Here is a 19,069-nt window from a genome sequence, read left to right as displayed (position 1 = left end):
CCTGTGGAGAAGGCAGCGACGAGTGATCGGTTGACGATGCCCGGCGCTGTCGCGCTCGCGCTGTCGACCGGCGCAATGCTCTCGCTCTGGGCCTACCACTCGCTGTGGGTTCGGAATGCCGGAACTCCGGCCGCGCTGGACGCGACCGAGAACCTCGCCGTCCTCGCGTGGCTCGTCGGTTGGCTGCTGGTGACCTGCGCAGCCGGTGCAGCCGTGGTGCTCCTCGTCGCCGTGACCCGGCGGCTCGCCGCCCGGGTGCTTCCGCTGATCGACATCGTCGCGTTCGGGGCGGCGACAGTGCTCATCGTGGCTGCGGTCTCGCTCGCCCCTCTCTGGGGCACGGCATTCGCCGTAACCCAGTGAGCGCCGCTGACATCGCCGCCGTGACGGCGATGGTCGCCGGCGGGATCACGGTGGGGCTGATCGCGATCCTTCACGTGCTCGAGCCCGAGTACGACCCGTCCTGGCGGATGATCAGCGAGTACTCCCTCGGGCGTTACGGGTGGGTCATGCGCCTGGCCTTCGTCGGGATGGCCATCGGCCTGGCAGCGGCGTGCGTCGCCTTGTGGCCGTTCGGTGGCGTGTTGACCGTCGGCCTCGCCGCTGTCGCACTGGGCGCGCTCGGTGCCGCGTTCATCGACGCTGATCCGATCATGACTCCGCGAGCCGGTGCAACAGCCGCGGGCAGGGTGCACACGGTGCTCGGCGCAGTGTTGCTCGCGGGCTTCCCGCCTGCTGCGCTGCTGGCAGGGGTCGGGGTGGCGCCGGAGCTCGGCTGGACGCTGGCGGTCGCATCCGTTGTTCCGTTGGCCGGCCTCGTGTGGTTCCTCATCGCCTTCGCCCCCGCGGGCGGGCAGGGCGGCTCGCCAGAGATCCGCATCGGATGGCCCGACAGATTCTGCCTCCTCGCCTACCTGGCATGGGTGGTGCTTGCTGCGATCGGTGTCCTGTCCGTCATGTGATGCGACCGCAAGGCGCAGCGAGTCCGCCAGGCCTGGGCTCCTGAACGCAACGGAATCGAATCTGAACCCCCGCGTGCGGCCGATAGGGTGTCCGCGTGGAAGGGGAATCGGAGTTCCCGGTGTCGCTCGGGAAGGTCGCACGGCGTGCGCTCGCCGTACACGGGATCACTCGATTCGATCAACTCACTTCGTTCACCGCGTCCGACCTGCTCGAGATCCATGGTGTCGGCCCGAAGGCCGTGCGGATCCTCGCGGAGGAGCTCGACGCGCGCGGGCTGCGCTTCGCGACATAGCCGTGCCCGTTTCGAGGATGGCGATCAGGGATCCGCAGTCGACTACTTCGGCCGCGCGCCGCCGCCAGCCCGATCGTTCGCCACCCATGAGCCCGCTGCCTTCGGCCCTGTGGACTCCCTCGCCTGAAGGGTGAAGTCGACCAGCACGCGTCGCGGGGCGGGGTGCTCGGTGGAGGTCCGCGCGGACAGAACCGGCGAGGCCGGAAGGATGCCGTCGTCAGAGTTAGCATCCGTCCGCGCCGCTGGCAACCCCACCTCGATTTCGTGCTCGGTCACGGGTGGCGCCAATACGATTGCGCGACCGCACGACAAAGGGAGACGAGAATGACCGACACCCAGGGAAACTCCGAAGCCACACAGGCGGCGAAAGAAGCCGCCGAGCGGGCGAGCATGTCGGTCGCCGACGGGGCAGAATCGTCCGGCGCCACGACGGAGCAGATCGCTGACGAGGTCTCGGCCGGCGCGCAAGCCACGAAGAGCAATGTCGCCGGAACCGTGAGCGACATCGCAGACTCGATGAGCGAGAGGGTTGAGGACGTCGTCGATGGAGCCAAGAGCGCTGCGTCCGAGGCAAGGGCCGCGGCCGGAAAAGCCGCTGATGCCGCCGTCGATGCCGCGAAGGCCGCAACCGCGAGTCTCAAGGATGTAGCCGACAACGTCGATTTCGACAGCCTTGTCGCCCAGACCAAGACGGTCGCGGGGGAGTGGACAGACAAGCTGAAGCAGACATATCGCGAGCGTCCCGGCGTGGTGATCGCCGCAGCCGCCGGCGCCGTGGTGGTGCTGGGTGCGATCGTGCGTACGATCGGTCGTCGCTGACACTTACGCTTGCCTGCTCCAGCCGCAGCGGGTTGTGACTCTTACGGACGCTCCGCTGCCTTCTTGCCGAGTTGGGCCGCGACGTCGGGAACGTATCGGAACTGCTCGATCGGTGGCCGCTCGTAATCGTCCGCCTTGGGGCGGTCGGGAATCGCTATCTTCGGCCGGTCCAGGGGGTGGTAGGGGACGCTGTCGAGGAGGTGGCTGATCGCGTTCAGGCGCGCGCTGCGCTTGTCGTCGCTCTCGACAACCCACCACGGCGAGCCCGGTGTGTCGGTGGCGGCGAACATGGCGTCCTTCGCGCGGGAGTAGTCCTCCCACCGGCGAATCGACTCCAGGTCCGTCGGTGACAGCTTCCACAGCTTCATCGGATCTTCGCGTCGCGCGACAAAGCGCGCTTGCTGCTCGTCATCCGAGACCGAGAACCAGTACTTGATAAGGAGGATGCCGTCCTCGATGAGGTGCTGCTCCACAACAGGCGCCTGACGCAGGAACCTCTGATACTGCTCGTCCGTGCAGTACCCCATGACCCGCTCCACCCCGGCGCGGTTGTACCAGGACCGGTCCATCAGCACGATCTCACCCTTGCTGGGGAGATGCTCGATGTAACGCTGGAAGTACCACTGGCCGCGCTCCCGCTTGGACGGCTTGGTGAGCGCGACCACGCGCGTATGCCGGGGGTTGAGGTACTCGGTGACCCGTTTGATCGCTCCCCCCTTGCCGGCGGCGTCACGGCCCTCGAAGATCACCAGGACGCGCGCGCCTGATTTCGCCACCCATCGCTGCATCTCGACCAGCTCGACCTGAAGACGCTTCAGCTCGGCCTTGTACAACCGCTTAGGCACGCGCCGCACCGACGTCGTACTCCTGCTTTTCTTCGCCATGTCTCCCCCTGTGTCCGCCCGGCGTCGATCACCGCGCTTCCCTGCCGCCGCAATATCCTCCACGCCTATGTCGACCTCGGCTAGGACTTGCGCTACGTGCCGAGTTGCGGCAGGCAGCGGGTCGACCGCTAGGAACGGCCGGTTCCTCATACCGCTTCGTCACCGACGTCGACGCCTCCTTGCAGCTACGGGATGCGGGAGTGCGCAGTGGTGGACGACAAGGGGAACCTCATCCGCGTTGGACCGCGCTCTGAGCCGATCCCTAAACGGGCCTCGCGCGGTGAGGGGGCGGTGGTGCGCATCTTCGAGGACGCGTGGCCCCGAACGCGTCATGACGAATGAGGACAGAGTGGCAATCCATTCCTCGACAGCGGCGAGGTGGGCTCGTGGGAGGGGCAGACCCGTCGAGGTCAGTGAAGCTAGTGGCCCGGAGCCGGCAGGCACCCGCCGTCCATGATGAATCCGCCGACCTCGACCTGCACGCCTTCGGGCGTCACAGCGCCGAAGAGGCATCCGCCACCGGTGACGGCCACGCCGAACGGCACGTCACCGTTGCGCTCATAGCTCTGGATGTCAGCCTCAGACACGCCCGCCTCGACCAGCGCGGCACGCACGGCGGGTTCGCTGATCCCAGCGCTCGAGACACGCACGGCCTCGAGTGCCGCGGTCACAGGCGCGAGCAGACGCGCTCCCGCTTCTCGCCCTTCTTCTTGCTGCTCCATGCGTCAGAGCCTGACCCCAGGAACTGCTACTCATGCGAGCATCCTAGGCGCGCGAACATTGCGCGACGGGTCATCAACTGCCCGGTGCATATTCCGAGCCATCCGCGCCTGAGCGGGGCGAAAAAGAGCGCTGTTCGTGAGAGCACGTGATCCGACTGGCTCCACAAGAGTGCCTCATGCTCCGACCTCGCCGAGACACGCATTGTCGCTGGGATCCCTTTACGGGCAGCGCCCGTGAGCGGTACTCACTCGCGCGCGTTCGGATTCCCCAGCGCACCGCGAACGACAACCGAGCCGCTGTCGCGGGTTGGTGTTGGGGGGCGGTCAGGTCGAGCCGGTGTCAGCTGGTCGAGGCGATCGCGAGTGCAATGGTGCAGCCGTGGGGGCAGTCGGCGAGCTGGTCCAGTCCGGCTGCCAAGTGACCGACGAGGGTGAGCCCGGGGTCGGGCACTGCGGCGCCGCCGCTGAGGAACACGACGAGGCTCCGCTCAGCGGCGAAGTACGCGATGTCGCCGGCGCGGTACTCGCTCATCGGATCGGCGGCGTCGACGGCGAGGGGTGTGGCGAGCTGGGCGAACACGGCGGTCCCCATGCGGTCGTGGAAGGTCACGGTGAGGGGAAGCTGCGCGGCGATCTGCCCGGCCGTGGCGGACTCCGCGAGGGTGACGGATGCCTGCGCGGGCGGTGTTGTGCTGCCGTGGGCGAGAGTCGGGGTGGTTAGAAGGAGTGCGGCGACGACGCTGTTGACAACCCGTTGCGGCGCGAGTCGGAGGACGGAGGGCTGGGGCATGTCCCCAGCCAACGGGCTTGACGCAGCTGGCGGGAGTCCCTGGTCTGACGTGCCCTGGCAGGGCATCCCACGGCGAAGGAGGGCGACCTAGCCTGTGTCCATGGACAATCGTTCCGAGGTTCGCGACTTCCTGATGTCGCGACGTGCGCGCGTGGAACCCGAGGATGTCGGGTTCGCACGCGGTGCCGATCGGCGTGTACCGGGGCTGCGTCGCGGCGAGGCGGCCGCACTGGCGGGCGTCAGCGTCGAGTACTACGCCCGCCTGGAGCGAGGCGGAATCGCCGGCGCCTCTGAAGCGGTGCTAGGTGGCGTCGCGAAAGCACTGCGGATGGACGATGCCGAGCGGGAGTACCTGCACCGACTCGCCCATCAGGCGGCCGGGTCTCCGGCAGGAGCCCGTCGCCGGGCGGGCAAGCCGGCACCGAGGTGGCGGCCGTCGCCCAGCATTCAGTGGTTCCTCGACTCGATGCAGTCCGCGGTGGCGATGGTCGGCAACGGCCGCACCGACCTGCTCGGCTGGAACCCGTTGGGCGGGGCACTCATGGACGAGATGCTCAAGACCGCGACGACCACGCCCCCGAACTTCGCGCGGTTCATCTTCCTCGAGCCTGCCGCCCGCCGGTTCTACCCCGACTGGGAGTCGATCGCGGGGATCAACGTCGCGCAACTGCGCACTGAGGCCGGCCGCGACCCGCACAGCAAAGCACTGCACGACCTCGTCGGCGAGCTCTCCACCCGCAGCGACCACTTCCGTGCCCTGTGGGGACGCCACGACGTGTGGGAGCACCAGTCCGGGATGAAGCGGTTCCACCACCACGCGGTCGGCGACCTCACCCTGCACTTCAACGGCCTCGACCTGGTCGGCGAGCCGGGAGTACAGCTGACCGTGCTCACCGCCGAGCCCGGCTCGCCCGACCACGAAGCCCTTCAGCTCCTCGGAAGCTGGGCGTCACCCGCGCCGCAGGGTGACGAGCGCGAGCAGACAGCAGACGAAGCGCCGACGCGCAGAAGGATCGGGGAAGCCCGATGACGAACCGACCGGTGCGGATCGCCGTGCAGCTGCAGCCGCAGCACGCGCAGTACGAGACGATCCGCGACAGGGCGGCGGAGCTCGAGGACCTCGGCGTCGACATCCTGTTCAATTGGGATCACTTCTTCCCGCTCAACGGTGATCCGGATGGCGCGCACTTCGAGTCGTGGACGATGCTCGCCGCGCTGGCCGAGCAGACCCGCCGGGTGGAACTGGGTGCGCTGGTGAACTGCAACAGCTACCGCAACGCCGATCTGCAGGCCGACATGGCCCGCACCATCGACCGGATCAGCGCCCACGGCACCGGCCGGGGCCGGTTCATCTTCGGAACCGGCTCGGGGTGGTTCGAGCGCGACTACGACGAATACGGTTACGTGTTCGGGACGGTCGGGTCCCGGCTTGACGCGCTCGCACGGAGCCTCCCGGTGATCGAGGACCGCTGGAAGAAGCTCAACCCGCCGCCCACCCGCAAGATCCCGGTCCTCATCGGTGGTGCCGGGGAGAAGAAGACGCTGCGGATCGTGGCCGCGCATGCCGACATCTGGCACAGCTACAGCGACATCCCCACGCTGGAACGCAAACTGGCGATCCTCGCCGAGCACGGCCGCGCCATCGACCGCGACACCTCCCAGATCGAGATCTCCGCCGGTGTGCTGGACTCCATCGCGCACCGATCCCTCGCAGACGCCGACGAACTCCACCAGATGGGGACGACGCTGTTCACGATCGGGCTCTCCGGTCCCGACTACGACCTCGCGGTCGTGGCCGACTGGCTCGCCTGGCGCGACCACAAGAACACCTGACCGAGGCTCTGGGAGACCGTCGTGACGACCGTGGAGTACCTCGGATGGGCGGGCACCCTGACCGCCATCCTGCTCGGTCTGCCTCAGCTGGTCCGGCTCGCGCGAACCAAGAACGTCGAGGGACTCTCGATTCCCGCATGGCAGGCGTTCCTGGCCGTGGGCATTGGTTGGACCGCCCACGGCATCATCATCGGGCAAGCGCCGCAGATCGTTGCGAGCGCGCTGTCGCTCGCCTCCACCATCCCGATCCTGTACCTGCTGGCACGACAGCTGAGACGCAACCTGCTCAGCACCCTGCTGCCCGGACTCCTGCTCGCCGCGGCCATGGTCGGCATCGACCTGATCTTCGGCTCAGGCCCCTACGGCGCGGTCGCCATCATCCCCGCCGTCATCGCGAACGCCGGACAGAGCATCGCCCTCATCCGCGCCCCACACGTCGGCGGCGTATCCGTGCTGTTCCTGATCCTCGCCGTGATCAACCAGATGCTCTGGCTCGCCTGGGCGATCCTCGTCGCCGACCTCGGCACCATCATCGCCGCCGGCACCACCGGCACCATCGCCCTCGTCAACCTCGCCTGGTACACCGCACGCCGCCTTGGCACCCCACCCTTATGGACGACACCAGCACCAACCCAACGCCAGGTCACCCAGCGAGGTTGAGCTCGCCCAGCAGCCGGGTCGTATTGGGCTATTCCGCATCCGCATCCACGCACTGCTCGCAGGGGGTCGGTTGCGTGCACACCTTCGCACGCGCGATCTCGATCCGTATCCGGGCGTGCACGATTGACGTCGCGCCTGGGCCCGTTCCGGGGATTCGGGTATGGGAAGCGCCTGGCGGACTTGAGTGAGGCAGCGAGACGACAGGACCTTCAGTTACCGAGGCGCCATCCGTGACCCGTTCTGACTGTCCGCAAGCCGGTCGCTCATCGCGCCGAATTCTGGCTGAGCGGGCGCTCGACGGCGTCGAACGGCAGTCCGTCCTTCCGCGGGCGGGCAGACCCCCACCGCCGCCGTCGCGCACCCCCGCAACCGACAAGTGCTCGTATACCCCGCCCGCGCACTCCGCCCGCGAAGGTGCGCCAACTGACGGGCCCCCGCTCGCGCACTTCACCCGCGAAGGCGCCTCAACTGACGCGCCTCCGCCCCCGCGGCATCCGCGCCCCGCCCGTCAGCCGGCCAGCGCCTCCGAGAGCTTGACGCGGCCGCCCATGCGCAGCAGGGAGTTCTGGTAAATGCGGGCGGCGATGAGGATCGCGGCGACGCACGTCGCGATGAGGATCGCGATCGACACGAGCGGCTCCCACCACTGCGCCTGGCCGAGGAAGATGCGCATCGGCATGCCCACCGGCGCCGAGAACGGCACGTACGACATGATCGCGAGCACGACCGGGTTGTCGTTGAAGAAGATCACCAGGAAGTACGGCGCCATCACCAGCATCGTGAGCGGCATGGTGGTCGAGCCGATGTCCTCCTGGCGCGACACCATCGACGCGGCCGCTGCGAACAGCGATGCCAGCAGGATGAAGCCGAACAGGAAGAAGATCGCGAACCAGGCGATGGGCCCGCCGAGTCCCTGCAGCAGCGCCGTCTGATCCGTGACGGTCAGGCCGATGACCGCGATGGCGGCGAGGATCAGGATCTGACCCATCGCGAGGATCGTGTTGCCGATCACCTTGCCGGCCAGCAGCGACCGGACGGGGATCGCCGAGATCAGCAGCTCCACCACGCGGGTTTGCTTCTCTTCGACGACGCTCTGCGCGATCGTGCCGCCGAACAGCGACGCGGCCAGCAGGAACACGATGCCGAAGCCCACGGCGGCGATGTAGCCGAGCGCGGCGTTGCCCTCGTCGGGATTCAGCAGCTCGACAGGCGGCACCTGCGCGAGCTGCAGCAGCAGCGTCGTCGGCGGGGACGAGTCGGCGATCACGGCGAAGCCCAGCGGCGACGACGGGTCGCCGACGACGCCGGCATCCACGGTGCCGTCGGCCACGAGCGCCTCGGCGGCCGCCCGGTCGTCGACGTCGGTGACGTCCAGGCCCTCCGCCGCGGCGACGTACTGCTGCGCATCGGCCGTCACGGCCACAGGGGTGCCGCTGTCGTTCGACGCCTGGAAGCCCGCCCAGATCACGAGCGCGAGCGCCCCGATGAACAGGATTGCCGTCGAGATCACGAACGCCTTGCTGCGCAGCTTCGACCCGATCTCGCGCTCGGCGACGAGCCAGATCGCCTGCCCGCTGCCGAGGGTCGCGCCGCTGCCGCGGGTGGTGCCGGTGGTGCTCACTGGATGACCTCCTTGAAGATCTGGGCGAGGGACGGATGCTGCGGCGCGAAGCTCGCCACATCCCCTTGGGCGACCGCGCGCCGCAGCACCCGCTGCGCGGTCTCGGCGGTGTCGGCGTCGAACACGGCGTAGCCGCCGTCGAAGTCGAGCACCTCGACGCCGGGCTCGGTGCGCAGCCAGCCGGCGTCGCCCGCCGACACCAGCTCGAAGCGGCGCGTGGAGTGCTGCGCGCGCAGCGTGTCGCGGGCGCCGGCGGCGCGGATCGTGCCGCCGGCGATGATGACCAGGTCGTCGCAGAGCCGCTCGACGACGTCGAGCTGGTGCGACGAGAACAGCACGGCGGCGCCCGCCGCGGCGCGCTGCTGCAGCACCCCGGCGACGACGTCGACGGCCAGCGGGTCCAGGCCCGAGAACGGCTCGTCGAGGATCAGCACCTGCGGGTCGTGCACCAGCGCCGCGGCGATCTGCGCGCGCTGCTGGTTGCCGAGCGAGAGCGTCTCGACGTTGTCGTTCAGGCGCTCGCCGAGTCCGAGCCGCTCGAGCAGGGCCGTGGCGCGGGCGGTGGCATCCGTCTTCGAGAAGCCGTGCAGCCGCGCGAGATAGACGATGTGCTCCAGCACCTTCATCTTCGGGTAGAGCCCGCGCTCTTCGGGCATGTAGCCGAAGCGGCGGCGGTCGGATGCCGTCACCTCGGCGCCGTCCAGCGTCACCGTGCCGCCGTCGCCGGCCAGCACCCCGAGCACGATGCGCATCGTGGTGGTCTTGCCGGCGCCGTTCCCGCCGACGAAGCCGGTCAGGCGGCCGGGACGCACGTCGAACGACACGTCGTCGAGCACGCGGCGCCCGCCATAGCTCTTCTCGATCCCGCGGAGCTGCAGCATCCTGAATCCCCTCTCCGGCTCGGCTGACCGAGTCCGTCGAGATCACCGTACGGAAGCCGCGAGCACCCCGCCTCCCCCTGCGGAAGGAGACGGGTCCGCTCGGCGGTGGAATCACCCGCGGGCGGCCGCCGTCACTCCAGGCGCCACGAGGCGACGAGGTCTTGGAAGACGTCGCCGTGCGGATCGGCGCCGTAGTAGACACGGACCCTGAGCGTCGTCACCTCGTCGCCGTGCTGCGCCTGGATCTCGCGCACGACCACGGGATCCACCCATTCGTCCGACATGTAGGTGAAGACGACCTCCTCCGCGGCGTCCGCGCCGTCGACGACCGCCGCGGCCCGCGACACGAGTGCGAACGAGGGGAAGTCCCCGCTCAGGCCATACCCGGCGATCGCGCCGGAGACGTGCTCGTCGAGGGTGCCGGCGAGCATCGTGCGCTCGACGGACACGGATGCCGAATCGCCGACGCAGTCCCGGGCCGTGAGAAGGGGCCCCGCGCCACCGGGCGGCTGGGTTGCGGCATCCCACTCCTTCGGCACCGTGAGGCGGAAGCCGGCCGTCGAGACCTTCCCGGTCAGCGGCTCGACCGAGGAGGGCGCGCGATCGAGGACCATGTCGCGGAGGACGTCGGTGTCGGCCTGATCCGTGGTCGCCACGAACAGGGCGCCGCCGCACCAGTAGCCCTGGGTGTAGGGGAACAGCGCGACCGCCGCGGCCTCGTTCTCGTCGTCGACGCTGGTGAACAGCGCCCGATAGCTGGGGCCGCCCAGGAACCAGCCGTCCTTCTCGACCACCGCCTCACGGCCGGCCCACTCGGGGAAGGCGAGGTCGAGCTGCCCCCGGAGGAACTCGTCCGACCGCACATAGGGGACGACCCCTTCCACCCGGCGCACCGTCACCCCGGAGTCCTCCGCCGGGCCGACATGCCACGTGGTGCCGGACTCCCACTGCGACTCCCAGCCCTCGGGCGCGACGAGGCTGACCCCGACCCAGTCCGCTTCCAGGCGCGTCATCCCTGCCCTCGGCTCCCTGGGCACCACCTCGGACTCCCATCGGCGCCCGTCGGCATACACATCCGCCCGATACTCGCCCGCGGGCAGCATCGCGGTCGCGGAGTACGGCGTGCCGAAGTAGTCGCCGACCTCGGCCGTCTCGAGGCTCGGCTGGGCGAGCACGGCCCACACGTCACTGCCCTCGCGCCGGTGGAGCCACACGACGACCGCCTTGCCCGCGGCATCCGTCTCGAGTTCCATGTCCTGACCCCACACCCGCAGCGCGGCGTCCGCGGCGACGGCCGGGAACGTTCCCTCCGCCGCGACCTCACCCATGACGGCGAGGCGGTACGCCTCCACCTGCTCGGGATCGACGGGCGTGCGGGAGGCACCCGTGAGCAGTTCGAGGTCGGAGAGCGCTGCGAGTCTCAGCACAGCCCGCTGCTGCTTGTCGTCCAGTCCGCCGCCCGCGCAGCCGGCCGTGGGTCCGAGGCAGCGGCTGACCTCTTCGTATGCCTCGAGCGCGGCCGCCGGCTCGCCCAGGGCGGCGAGCGCGAGGGCCCGATTGGCGCGTGCGGTGTGGACGGTGCTGCCGGCGAGGCGCTCGTCGTCGGCGATCTCCTGCAGCGCGGCATCGGTGAGGCTCAGGCCTTCGTTCAGCGCGTCGCGGTCATCGTCGTAGATCCCCGTCAGGATCAGGTACCACCCGAGGTCGGCGCGCCGCGCCGGCCCCGCCGGGCCCGCCTGCAGCGCCGCGCGCAGGTCGGCGACGATCTCGGGCAGCACCTCACGCGAGGTGTCGCCACTCCATGCCGGCCACTCGTACGTGGCCGCCGCGCAGTCGAGGGCGTAGGCGCGGGCGGCGTGCACGGGGCCGTGGCGGTCGAGCACGCGCACCGCCTCGTCCAGGGTGTCGTGCCAGCTGTCGACGGTCTGCTCGGGGTCGCAGGCATAGCTCTCGGCGCGCGCGACCGCCATCGCGTGCGCCGCGAGCGTCTCGCGATCGGGAGGATCCGACCGGGCTACCATGTGCGGCACGGTCGAGAGGGCGAGGGCGATCCCGACCAGCGCGCCACCGGTGCCCACCGCGAGCAGCGTCTGCGACGCCCGCGGCGAGCGGTCCCTGCCGGTGGCGAGCGCGAACATGAAGCCGCACAGCCCGAGCACGACGAGCGAGACGATGAGCCGCGATCGGTCCGCGGACCACGCGCGCGCGTCGGTGCGCGAGAGCGCGGCGAGCATCTCGCAGGCGCGCGCCGGCTCCTCGCTCTCCATCAGGTACGCGCCGACCCACTCCCGGTAGCGCGAGATGTCTTTGAGGTCGAGGCCGCCCAGCGCGGCCCCGGGCGTGATGACCGGACAGTCCTGCGACACGTGTTCGGTCGCCGAGGCCTGGATCTCCTCGCGCAGATCGGTCTCCACCTGCAGGGTGAGCCGATCGAGCTCGGTCCACCGCGCGCCGAGCGCGGCCGCATCCTCGCCGTCCCCCGACACGGCCTGCGCGTGCTCCGCGGCCGTCCACCGCGCATCGGCGACCGCCAGCAACGCCAGCCTGCTGAGGTCGCGGAGGGCCGTCTGCCGGCCGACGTGCTCGAGCTGCTGCGCGAGCGCCGCCTGGCGATCGGCATCCGCGCGCACGTCGCGCTCGCTGACGGCGACGGCCGCCAGCGTCGCGGCCGACGCGGCGAAGATCACCAGGGTCACCGCCCCAGCGATCTCGGCCCACCACTTCGCCCGGGTGCCGACGTCCTGGCTGTCGGCGGCGGTGCGCCGGCCGCGCATCCGGCGGGTCCAGAAGATCTCGGCCAGGAGCGCCGCGGCGACCGCGCCGAAGACGATCGCGGTCGCCACCGGGTCCACCGTCGCGACGAGGAGGATCGTCATGCCCGACACCAGCGCCACGGCGGCGGCGCCGAGCGCCCACAGCCGCCCGCGGAGGACTCGGCCGCGCGCGATGAGCCGCGGCCGGGCGGAGCGGTTGCCGAGCTCGTCGGCGATGATCAGGGTCGCGACGGTCGCCGCGAACAGCACGCCGGCGAGCATCGAGAGCAGCTCCTGCCGGTTGATCCGCTCCGCCTCCCGCGTCGCCTCCGCGGCCCCCACGGCGGGCTGGGAGTCGGTGGAGAGGTCGAGCAGCACCCGCCGCTCGGCCCGCTGCGCCGAGTAGCCGATCTGCTCCTCCTGCTCCTCCTGTACGGCTTTCTCCGCCTGCTCGTCCTGCTCCTCCTGCTCGGCGTCGGCCACAGGGCAGCTGTACAGCGGGTCGCCCTGGATCAGCGGATCGAGCGACTCCATCGCCAGCGACGCCGCCACCAGCTCCGTGGTCTGCGGCGCCGACGTCAGCAGGGTCCCCTGCACCGCGGCGCGGGCGATGAACGCCTCGCAGTACTGGCCGAGCAGGAAGGAGTCGTGGGCGACGAGCGTCTGCAGGCGGCCCTCGTCGCGGGCGGCCTCGGCCTGCAGCGTGCGGGCATGGCTGAACGCCTCGTCGGCCTCCTCCCCGGCGCGCGTCGCCTGGTAGGCCGCGAACGCGCTGAGCGTCGTCGCGATCGCGATCGCGGTGACCAGCGCCGTATCGCGCCGCAGGAAGAGCGTGCCCACGCCGACGAGCCGTCGGACGGGGCGACGTGGTCGGCGTGCCGGTCGCGGGCGCCCCGAGTGCGCGTCGCCCGGCTCGTCCGGTGGCGCCGTCGGATCGACCACCTGGACCCCCATCCCGATGCCCGCTGCCGGCGGATCCCCCGCTCCGCCGAACCTGCCGCGAACGTTACTCGCCGGGCTGAGGCGCGACAAGGCGTGCCGGCGACGTCCACGGTCGCCGACGCCGTCATACGGCGACATCTTTCATGCGACGGAATAGATCCCAGATTCATGTGCTTGCATGGAAGTGGAATGTCCACGGTGGTCCCCGCCGGGGACCTTTGTCTTTTCAAGGAGTGAATCCATGTCCGACCGGACCATCGGCTACATCGTCGGCAGCATCTCGTCGACCTCGATCAACCGCGGCCTCGCCAAGGCGCTCGAGCGCCTCGCTCCCGAGGGCACGACGCTCGTCGAGATCCCGATCGCGGACCTCCCCTTCTACTCGCCCGACTATGACGCCGACTTCCCGCAGGTCGCACGCGACTTCAAGGAGGCCATCGACGACGTCGACGGCGTCATCATCGTGACCCCCGAGTACAGCCGCTCCATCCCCGGCGTGCTCAAGAACGCCCTCGACTGGGCCGCCCGCCCGTGGGGCCAGGGCTCGTTCAACGGCAAGCCCACCGCCGTCATCGGCACCTCGCAGGGCGGCATCGCCACCGCGGCCGCGCAGCAGCACCTCAAAGCGATCCTCAGCCACTACAACGCCCCGACGCTCGGCCAGCCCGAGGGCTACGTGCAGACCACGCCGGGCCTCTTCGCCGAGAACGGCGAGGTCACCAACGACCAGACCGCCGAGTTCCTCGTCGGCTACCTCGAGGCCTTCGGCGCGCTGGTCGACCGCTACGCCGCGGTTCCCGTCGCCGCCTGATCTCACCCTCGCCGGCGGCGTCCGTCGCCGGCATCGTTCCAGCCGATCGGATGCCTCGATCCGCCGGCCCCTCGCGGGCCCGGGTCGAGGCATCCGTGGCTTCGGGCGTTGCCGCGTGTGTCAGGCGAGGCCGTGCCGGTGGGCGTACACCACCGCGGCGACGCGGTCGCGTGCGCCGAGCTTCTGCAGCACGTTCGAGACGTGCGTCTTGACCGTCGCCTCGCCGATGTAGAGGCGCTGGGCGATCTCGGCGTTGCTCATCGCCTGCGCCACGAGCCGCAGCACCTCGGCCTCGCGCTCGGTGAGCTCGACCGCCGGGGCTGCTCCCGGGCCCGGCGTGCCTGGCGTCCGCTCGGCCGGTGAGACCCCACCCGAGGGACGAGAACCTGGGGAAACCCCGCGGTCTCGTCCGCCGATTGGGGTCTCACGGTCGACGCCGGGAGCCGGCTCCCCAGGCGGCGCGAGGGCGAAGCGCGCGATCACGCGGCGCGTGACCTCGGGGGCGAGCAGGGCGTCGCCGGCGGCGGCGACCCGCACGGCCGAGATCAGCTCCTCGGGCCCGGCGTTCTTCAGCAGGAAGCCGCTCGCACCGGCCGCGAGCGCGTCGAAGAGGTAGTCGTCGCGGTCGAACGTCGTCACGACCACCACGGCGGCGCGCGACTCCGCGTCCGCCGCGATACGGCGGGTGGCCTCGAGCCCGTCCATGTCGGGCATCTGCACGTCCATGCAGATCACGTCGGGACGCAGAGCGGATGCCGCCTCCACCGCCTGGACGCCGTTCGCAGCCTCGCCCACCACGGTGATGTCGCCAGCCGACTCGAGGATCATCCGGAACCCCGCCCGCATCACGGCGTGGTCGTCGACGAGGAGCACGCGCACCGGAGCGCTCACGCGTCCACCTCCGCGCGCGCAGGAACGGGCACGCGCAGCCGCACGAGGAACCCGCCGCGGCCCCGCGGGCCGACCTCCAGCTCGCCACCCGACGCGGCGGCGCGCTCGCGCATGCCGACGATCCCCAGCCCCGGGCGCACGGCCAGGGCGAAGCGGCCGGTATTGGCGACCTCCAGCTCGACGGCGTCACCCGCGTAGCGCAGGCGGACGTCGGCGGTGGCATCCGGTCCGCCGTGCCGGCGCGCGTTCGTCAGCGCCTCCTGCGCGACGCGGTACACGTTGACCTGCACGAGCTCAGGCAGCTCGACCGGCTCGCCGACGACGGTCAGGGTGGTCGGCAGGCCGTTGTCGTTCGCGTGGGCGACGAGGTCGGCGAGGCCCGTCAGGTGCACCGTCGAGCCGCCGTCGGCGTCGCCACCCGATGTCCGCAGCGTCTCCAGCAGCTGCCGCAGCTCGACGAGCGCAGCGCGGGCGGACTCCTCGACGCCCAGCAGCGCCGCGCGCGCGGCATCCGTGTCCCGTTCCAGCACGGCGCGGGCGGCGCCCGCCTGCACGCCCATCGCCGAGACGTGGTGCGCCACGACGTCGTGCAGCTCGCGGGCGATGCGCACGCGATCGAGGGCGACCGCCTGCGCGGCGGTGACCTCGCGCTCGCGCTCGAGCTCGCGGGTGCGCTCCTCCAGCGCGGCGCGCGACATGGCCGCCGCGTACGCGTGGTCGCCCATGTAGTACGCGCCGCCGAAGAACGCCGCGTTCACGAGGAATTGGATGAGCATGTAGGCCGCGAACGGCGAGAACGCGCCGGCGCGCGACAGCGTCTCGTCGCTGGGATCGATCGCCGCCTGGAAGGTCGTCACGAGCAGCCACAGGAACATGCCGACGATGACGCCCACGCGCACCCACAGGGCGCGGCGCCGGTCGTCGACCCAGGCGCCGACGGTGTACATGGCGATGAACATCGAGATGTTGCTGACGTACACGTCGGGGATGCGGAAGGTCACGCCGAGGAAGAACACCACCGCGATCGCCACGACGACGATCTCGGGGAACCGGCGGCGCACGGCGAGCGGGGCGGTGAGCCCGAGGCTGTAGAGCAGCGCCCACTGCATGCCCCCGGTCGCATCGTCGCCGTAGATGCCGGCGACCGACCCCAGCGCGCTGCTCAGCACCGCCGCGACGAAGAGGCCGGCCGCCAGCCAGACGTCGGCGCGGAGCTCCTGCGGTGTCGGACGCGGCCGCGCGGTCGAGGGCGGGAGGTCGGGCATCCCTCCACGCTACGGCGGGGGCGCAGGCGCGGCATCCCCCGCGAGGCGGATTCACCGCACCGAACCTGCGCGACTTGTTATTGACAAGCGTGCTTGCTTTTTGCAACCATGGACGCGTCGCCACCCCGGCGCCCCTGCCTGAAGGAGCAGAGCAATGACGCACATCTTCGTCAACATCGCCACCAGCGACCTCGAGCGGGCGAAGGCGTTCTACACGTCGCTCGGCGCCGGCATCAATCCGCTGTTCACCGACGAGAACGCCGCGTGCATCGTGTGGGACGACAACGTCTACTTCATGGTGCTCACCAAGGAGTACTTCTCGACCTTCACCGACAAGCAGATCGCCGACCCGCGCACGCAGGCGCAGGTGCTCATCGCCCTCAGCCGCGACTCGCTCGAGGAGGTCGACAAGATCGTCGAGACCGGCCTCGCCAACGGCGGCACCGAGCCGACCGAGCCGAAGGACTACGGCTTCATGTACAGCCGCGACCTCGAAGACCCCGACGGCAACGGCATCGAGTTCGTCTTCATGGAGCCGCAGGCCGCCGAGCAGGGTCCCGACGCGTACGTCGCGGAGCAGGCGAAGGCGTAGTGGCAGCCCGCAGCTACGGACAGTACTGCGGGGTCACGACCGCCGTCGAGCTGATCGGCGAGCGGTGGGCACTGCTCATCGTCCGCGATCTGCTCGTCGGCCCCCGGCGCTACACGGACCTCAAGCAGGGGCTGCCCAAGATCCCCACCAACATCCTCTCCACGCGGCTCAAGGAGCTGCAGGAGAGCGGCGTCGTGCGCCGCGTGCCGCTGCTGCACTGCGGGCTCGTCTACGAGCTGACGCCGTACGGCCGCGAGCTCGAGCCGATCGTGCTCGCGCTGGGCCGGTGGGGCTTCCAGCAGATGGGCGACCCGCAGCCCGACGACGTCGTGACGGTCGACTCCCTGACGATGGCGCTGCGGACGGCGTTCCGAGCGGATGCCGCGGCCTCGCTGCCGCCCGCCGACTACGAGGTGCACGTGGCCGATGTCGTCCTGCGCGTGCAGGTCGACCGGGAGCGGCTGCGGATCGCGCAGCTGCACCCCGCCGGGCGCCCTGTCGACCCGCGGCTGGGCACGCAGGCCTCGACGGCGGGCGAGCCCGATCTGACGTTCGCGGCGGGCCCCGGCATCCGTCGCGTCATCTCGAGCGAACTGACCCCGGCCGAAGCGATCGACCAGGATGTACTCGCGGTCGTCGCCGGGGATGCGACACTTCTCGAACGGTTCGCGCAGACTTTCCGCATCGAACCCGGCTCCGCGCTCGCCGCGTGAGCCTCGCTGCCGCCTGAAGGGACACGACAATGGCCGGTCGCATCCACATCGACCTGTTCACCACGCTCGACGGGGTCGCGCAGGCGCCCGGCGGCCCGCAGGAGGACACCACGGGCGGCTTCCCCTACGGAGGGTGGCAGGCGCCGTTCCCCGATGAGGTCATCGGGAAGACGATCTGGGACGGCATCTCGAACCTCGACGCGCTGCTGCTCGGCCGCCGCACCTACGACATCTTCGCGGGGTACTGGCCGAACCAGACGGGCGGCATCGCCGAGGTCTTCAACCGCGTGCCGAAGTACGTCGCCTCGCGCGGTCTGCCGACCCTCGACTGGGAGGGCTCGTCGCAGCTCGGCATGGACTTCGCGCGAGAGGTCGAAGCGCTGCGCGAGCGGCACGAGAGCATCCATGTGATCGGGAGCGCCAACCTCGTCCAGACGCTGCTCATGGAGCAGCTCTTCGACGTGCTGACGCTGTGGATCTACCCGGTGGTGCTCGGACAGGGCAAGAAGGTGTTCCCCGAGGGGTGCGCCCCCGCGAACTTCACGCTCCTCGAGCCGGCCGTCACCGGTCCGAGCGGCGCGGTGCTGCTGCGGTACGGTCCGGTCGCCGGCGAGGTGCGGACCGGAGACATGACCGCGGAGGACTGACCGGGGTCGCTGAGATCTCGATACGCGTGCTCGTTCCTCGCGCGCTACTCGATCTTGACCCGGCGCGCATCAACGCTCGTACCTCGCATCGATCCGCGCCGCGTCAGAAGATCATCGGGCGGTCGTCGTCGTCGGGGCCCTCGAGGTCGAGGTCGACGACGACGGGGACGTGGTCGCTCGGCAGCTCGCCCTTGCGCTCGTTCCGGTGGATGGTCGCGCCGGTCACGGCGTCGGCGATGGCACGGGACCCCAGGATGAAGTCGATGCGCATGCCCTCGTTGCGGGGGAACTTCAGGCGCTTGTAGTCCCAGTACGTGTAGCCGGTGGGGATCAGCGGGCGCACCACGTCGTGCAGGCCGACGGCCTCGAGCGCGGCGAACGCCTCGCGCTCGGGCGGTGACACGTGGGTCGAGAAGCCCGGCACGACCGCGGGATCGCCGTTGTCGGCATCCGTCGGCGCGATGTTGAAGTCGCCCACCAGCGCGAGCGGCAGGTCGGGATCCGCGGCCAGCGAGTCGGACGTGTACTGCGCGAGCGCCGACAGCCAGTCGAGCTTGTAGTAGTAGTGCGGGTCGCCGAGCGAGCGGCCATTGGGCACGTACAGGCTCCACACCTCGACCCCGCCGACGGTCGCGCCCATCGCGCGGGCCTCCTGCGGGGCATCCGGCCCGTTGTGGCCCTTCTCGAAGCCGGGCATGCCGGGGAAGGCGGTGCGCACCTCGGTGACCGGCTCGCGGCTGGCGATCGCGACGCCGTTCCACTGCGAGAAGCCGTGCGCCTCGACGTGGAACCCCGCCTCTTCGAACCGCTCGAACGGGAACTGCTCGGCCTTGCACTTGATCTCCTGCATCGCGAGCACGTCGATGTGCTCGCGCACCGCGAAGTCGACGATGCGGTCGACCCGGGCGCGGATCGAGTTGACGTTCCAGGTGGCCAGGCGCATGGCCTCCAGCCTAAAGCGGGCGGCCGACGTCGAAAGGACGCGAGCGG

The 19,069-nt window shown here is 70.3% G+C and carries 20 protein-coding genes; 11 read left to right on the top strand and 9 right to left on the bottom strand.

The annotated features are described in order from the left end of the window. Positions 1-30: 30 nt before the first annotated feature. The 4 genes from ACFRAL_RS01290 (at position 31) to ACFRAL_RS01275 (ending at position 2,074) form a co-directional block, all read left to right on the top strand. Positions 31-363: a hypothetical protein gene (locus ACFRAL_RS01290; protein ID WP_336406393.1), complete on the top strand. Its 333-nt coding sequence runs from the start codon at positions 31-33 to the stop codon at positions 361-363. Next, positions 360-962: a DUF998 domain-containing protein gene (locus ACFRAL_RS01285; protein WP_378878879.1), complete on the top strand. Its 603-nt coding sequence runs from the start codon at positions 360-362 to the stop codon at positions 960-962. Before ACFRAL_RS01290 ends, ACFRAL_RS01285 begins: the two co-directional genes overlap by 4 nt. Positions 963-1,057: 95 nt before the next feature. Next, the gene (locus tag ACFRAL_RS01280) at positions 1,058-1,255 is read left to right on the top strand and encodes a hypothetical protein (protein ID WP_336394205.1); all 198 of its coding nucleotides are present in this window, start codon (positions 1,058-1,060) and stop codon (positions 1,253-1,255) included. Between the two features lie 324 nt (positions 1,256-1,579). Further along, positions 1,580-2,074, top strand: a complete 495-nt coding sequence (locus ACFRAL_RS01275) for a hypothetical protein (RefSeq protein ID WP_378878876.1) — start codon at positions 1,580-1,582, stop codon at positions 2,072-2,074. A gap of 41 nt (positions 2,075-2,115) precedes the next feature. Here the strand turns inward: ACFRAL_RS01275 and ppk2 are convergent, their stop codons facing one another. The 3 genes from ppk2 to ACFRAL_RS01260 all read right to left on the bottom strand — a co-directional run bounded on the left by ppk2 (position 2,116) and on the right by ACFRAL_RS01260 (position 4,470). Further along, positions 2,116-2,958 carry a polyphosphate kinase 2 gene (gene ppk2 / locus ACFRAL_RS01270; RefSeq protein WP_378878874.1) on the bottom strand — a complete coding sequence of 281 codons (843 nt, stop codon included), beginning with the start codon at positions 2,956-2,958 and terminating at the stop codon, positions 2,116-2,118. Positions 2,959-3,377: 419 nt separating this feature from the next. Continuing rightward, a complete protein-coding gene (locus tag ACFRAL_RS01265) occupies positions 3,378-3,680 on the bottom strand; it encodes a hypothetical protein (protein WP_378878872.1) in 303 nt (100 codons plus the stop codon). Positions 3,681-4,020: 340 nt separating this feature from the next. After that, a complete protein-coding gene (locus tag ACFRAL_RS01260) occupies positions 4,021-4,470 on the bottom strand; it encodes a cyclophilin-like fold protein (RefSeq protein ID WP_378878870.1) in 450 nt (149 codons plus the stop codon). Between the two features lie 100 nt (positions 4,471-4,570). On the opposite strand from ACFRAL_RS01260, the gene ACFRAL_RS01255 reads away from it, so the two are divergent. Genes ACFRAL_RS01255 through ACFRAL_RS01245 form a run of 3 tightly spaced genes read left to right on the top strand, consistent with a single transcriptional unit; the run spans position 4,571 to position 6,963 of the window. Beyond that, positions 4,571-5,500 carry a helix-turn-helix transcriptional regulator gene (locus ACFRAL_RS01255; protein ID WP_378878868.1) on the top strand — a complete coding sequence of 310 codons (930 nt, stop codon included), beginning with the start codon at positions 4,571-4,573 and terminating at the stop codon, positions 5,498-5,500. Further along, entirely contained in the window at positions 5,497-6,303 is an 807-nt protein-coding gene (locus ACFRAL_RS01250) for an LLM class F420-dependent oxidoreductase (protein ID WP_378878866.1), read from the top strand. The genes ACFRAL_RS01255 and ACFRAL_RS01250 overlap by 4 nt, the downstream gene beginning before the upstream one ends. A gap of 21 nt (positions 6,304-6,324) precedes the next feature. Beyond that, complete coding sequence (locus tag ACFRAL_RS01245; RefSeq protein ID WP_378878864.1) at positions 6,325-6,963, top strand: SemiSWEET family sugar transporter; 639 nt, start codon at positions 6,325-6,327, stop codon at positions 6,961-6,963. Between the two features lie 508 nt (positions 6,964-7,471). Here the strand turns inward: ACFRAL_RS01245 and ACFRAL_RS01240 are convergent. From ACFRAL_RS01240 to ACFRAL_RS01230, 3 genes are all read right to left on the bottom strand, one after another. Beyond that, the gene (locus ACFRAL_RS01240; protein ID WP_336394210.1) at positions 7,472-8,584 is read right to left on the bottom strand and encodes an ABC transporter permease; all 1,113 of its coding nucleotides are present in this window, start codon (positions 8,582-8,584) and stop codon (positions 7,472-7,474) included. Then, entirely contained in the window at positions 8,581-9,465 is an 885-nt protein-coding gene (locus ACFRAL_RS01235; RefSeq protein WP_378878862.1) for an ABC transporter ATP-binding protein, read from the bottom strand. Before ACFRAL_RS01235 ends, ACFRAL_RS01240 begins: the two co-directional genes overlap by 4 nt. Before the next feature lie 131 nt (positions 9,466-9,596). Next, positions 9,597-13,058, bottom strand: coding sequence for a hypothetical protein (locus ACFRAL_RS01230; RefSeq protein WP_378878860.1), 3,462 nt, complete (start codon positions 13,056-13,058; stop codon positions 9,597-9,599). 343 nt (positions 13,059-13,401) lie between these two features. Here ACFRAL_RS01230 and ACFRAL_RS01225 point away from each other — a divergent pair, with 343 nt between their 5' ends. Continuing rightward, entirely contained in the window at positions 13,402-13,971 is a 570-nt protein-coding gene (locus ACFRAL_RS01225; protein ID WP_378878858.1) for an NADPH-dependent FMN reductase, read from the top strand. Positions 13,972-14,091: 120 nt separating this feature from the next. Here ACFRAL_RS01225 and ACFRAL_RS01220 read toward each other — a convergent pair whose 3' ends face one another. Together ACFRAL_RS01220 and ACFRAL_RS01215 are read right to left on the bottom strand one after the other, a co-directional pair. Further along, the gene (locus ACFRAL_RS01220; RefSeq protein ID WP_378878856.1) at positions 14,092-14,862 is read right to left on the bottom strand and encodes a response regulator; all 771 of its coding nucleotides are present in this window, start codon (positions 14,860-14,862) and stop codon (positions 14,092-14,094) included. Then, positions 14,859-16,127, bottom strand: a complete 1,269-nt coding sequence (locus ACFRAL_RS01215) for a sensor histidine kinase (protein ID WP_378878854.1) — start codon at positions 16,125-16,127, stop codon at positions 14,859-14,861. The genes ACFRAL_RS01220 and ACFRAL_RS01215 overlap by 4 nt, the downstream gene beginning before the upstream one ends. 154 nt (positions 16,128-16,281) lie before the next feature. Here ACFRAL_RS01215 and ACFRAL_RS01210 point away from each other — a divergent pair, with 154 nt between their 5' ends. The 3 genes from ACFRAL_RS01210 to ACFRAL_RS01200 are packed head-to-tail and all read left to right on the top strand — an operon-like array spanning position 16,282 to position 18,079. Further along, on the top strand, positions 16,282-16,719 hold the full coding sequence (locus ACFRAL_RS01210; RefSeq protein WP_378878852.1) for a VOC family protein: 438 nt from the start codon (positions 16,282-16,284) through the stop codon (positions 16,717-16,719). Continuing rightward, positions 16,719-17,432 carry a winged helix-turn-helix transcriptional regulator gene (locus tag ACFRAL_RS01205; RefSeq protein ID WP_378878851.1) on the top strand — a complete coding sequence of 238 codons (714 nt, stop codon included), beginning with the start codon at positions 16,719-16,721 and terminating at the stop codon, positions 17,430-17,432. Before ACFRAL_RS01210 ends, ACFRAL_RS01205 begins: the two co-directional genes overlap by 1 nt. Positions 17,433-17,461: 29 nt before the next feature. Continuing rightward, positions 17,462-18,079, top strand: a complete 618-nt coding sequence (locus ACFRAL_RS01200; RefSeq protein WP_378878849.1) for a dihydrofolate reductase family protein — start codon at positions 17,462-17,464, stop codon at positions 18,077-18,079. A 103-nt stretch (positions 18,080-18,182) separates the two neighbouring features. Here ACFRAL_RS01200 and ACFRAL_RS01195 read toward each other — a convergent pair whose 3' ends face one another. Next, a complete protein-coding gene (locus ACFRAL_RS01195; protein WP_336394219.1) occupies positions 18,183-19,022 on the bottom strand; it encodes an exodeoxyribonuclease III in 840 nt (279 codons plus the stop codon). Positions 19,023-19,069: the final 47 nt, after the last annotated feature.

The sequence above is a fragment of the Microbacterium sp. NPDC056736 genome, from assembly GCF_042790415.1.
GTDB lineage: Bacteria > Actinomycetota > Actinomycetes > Actinomycetales > Microbacteriaceae > Microbacterium.
This window is presented reverse-complemented; position numbering and strand designations above follow the sequence as displayed.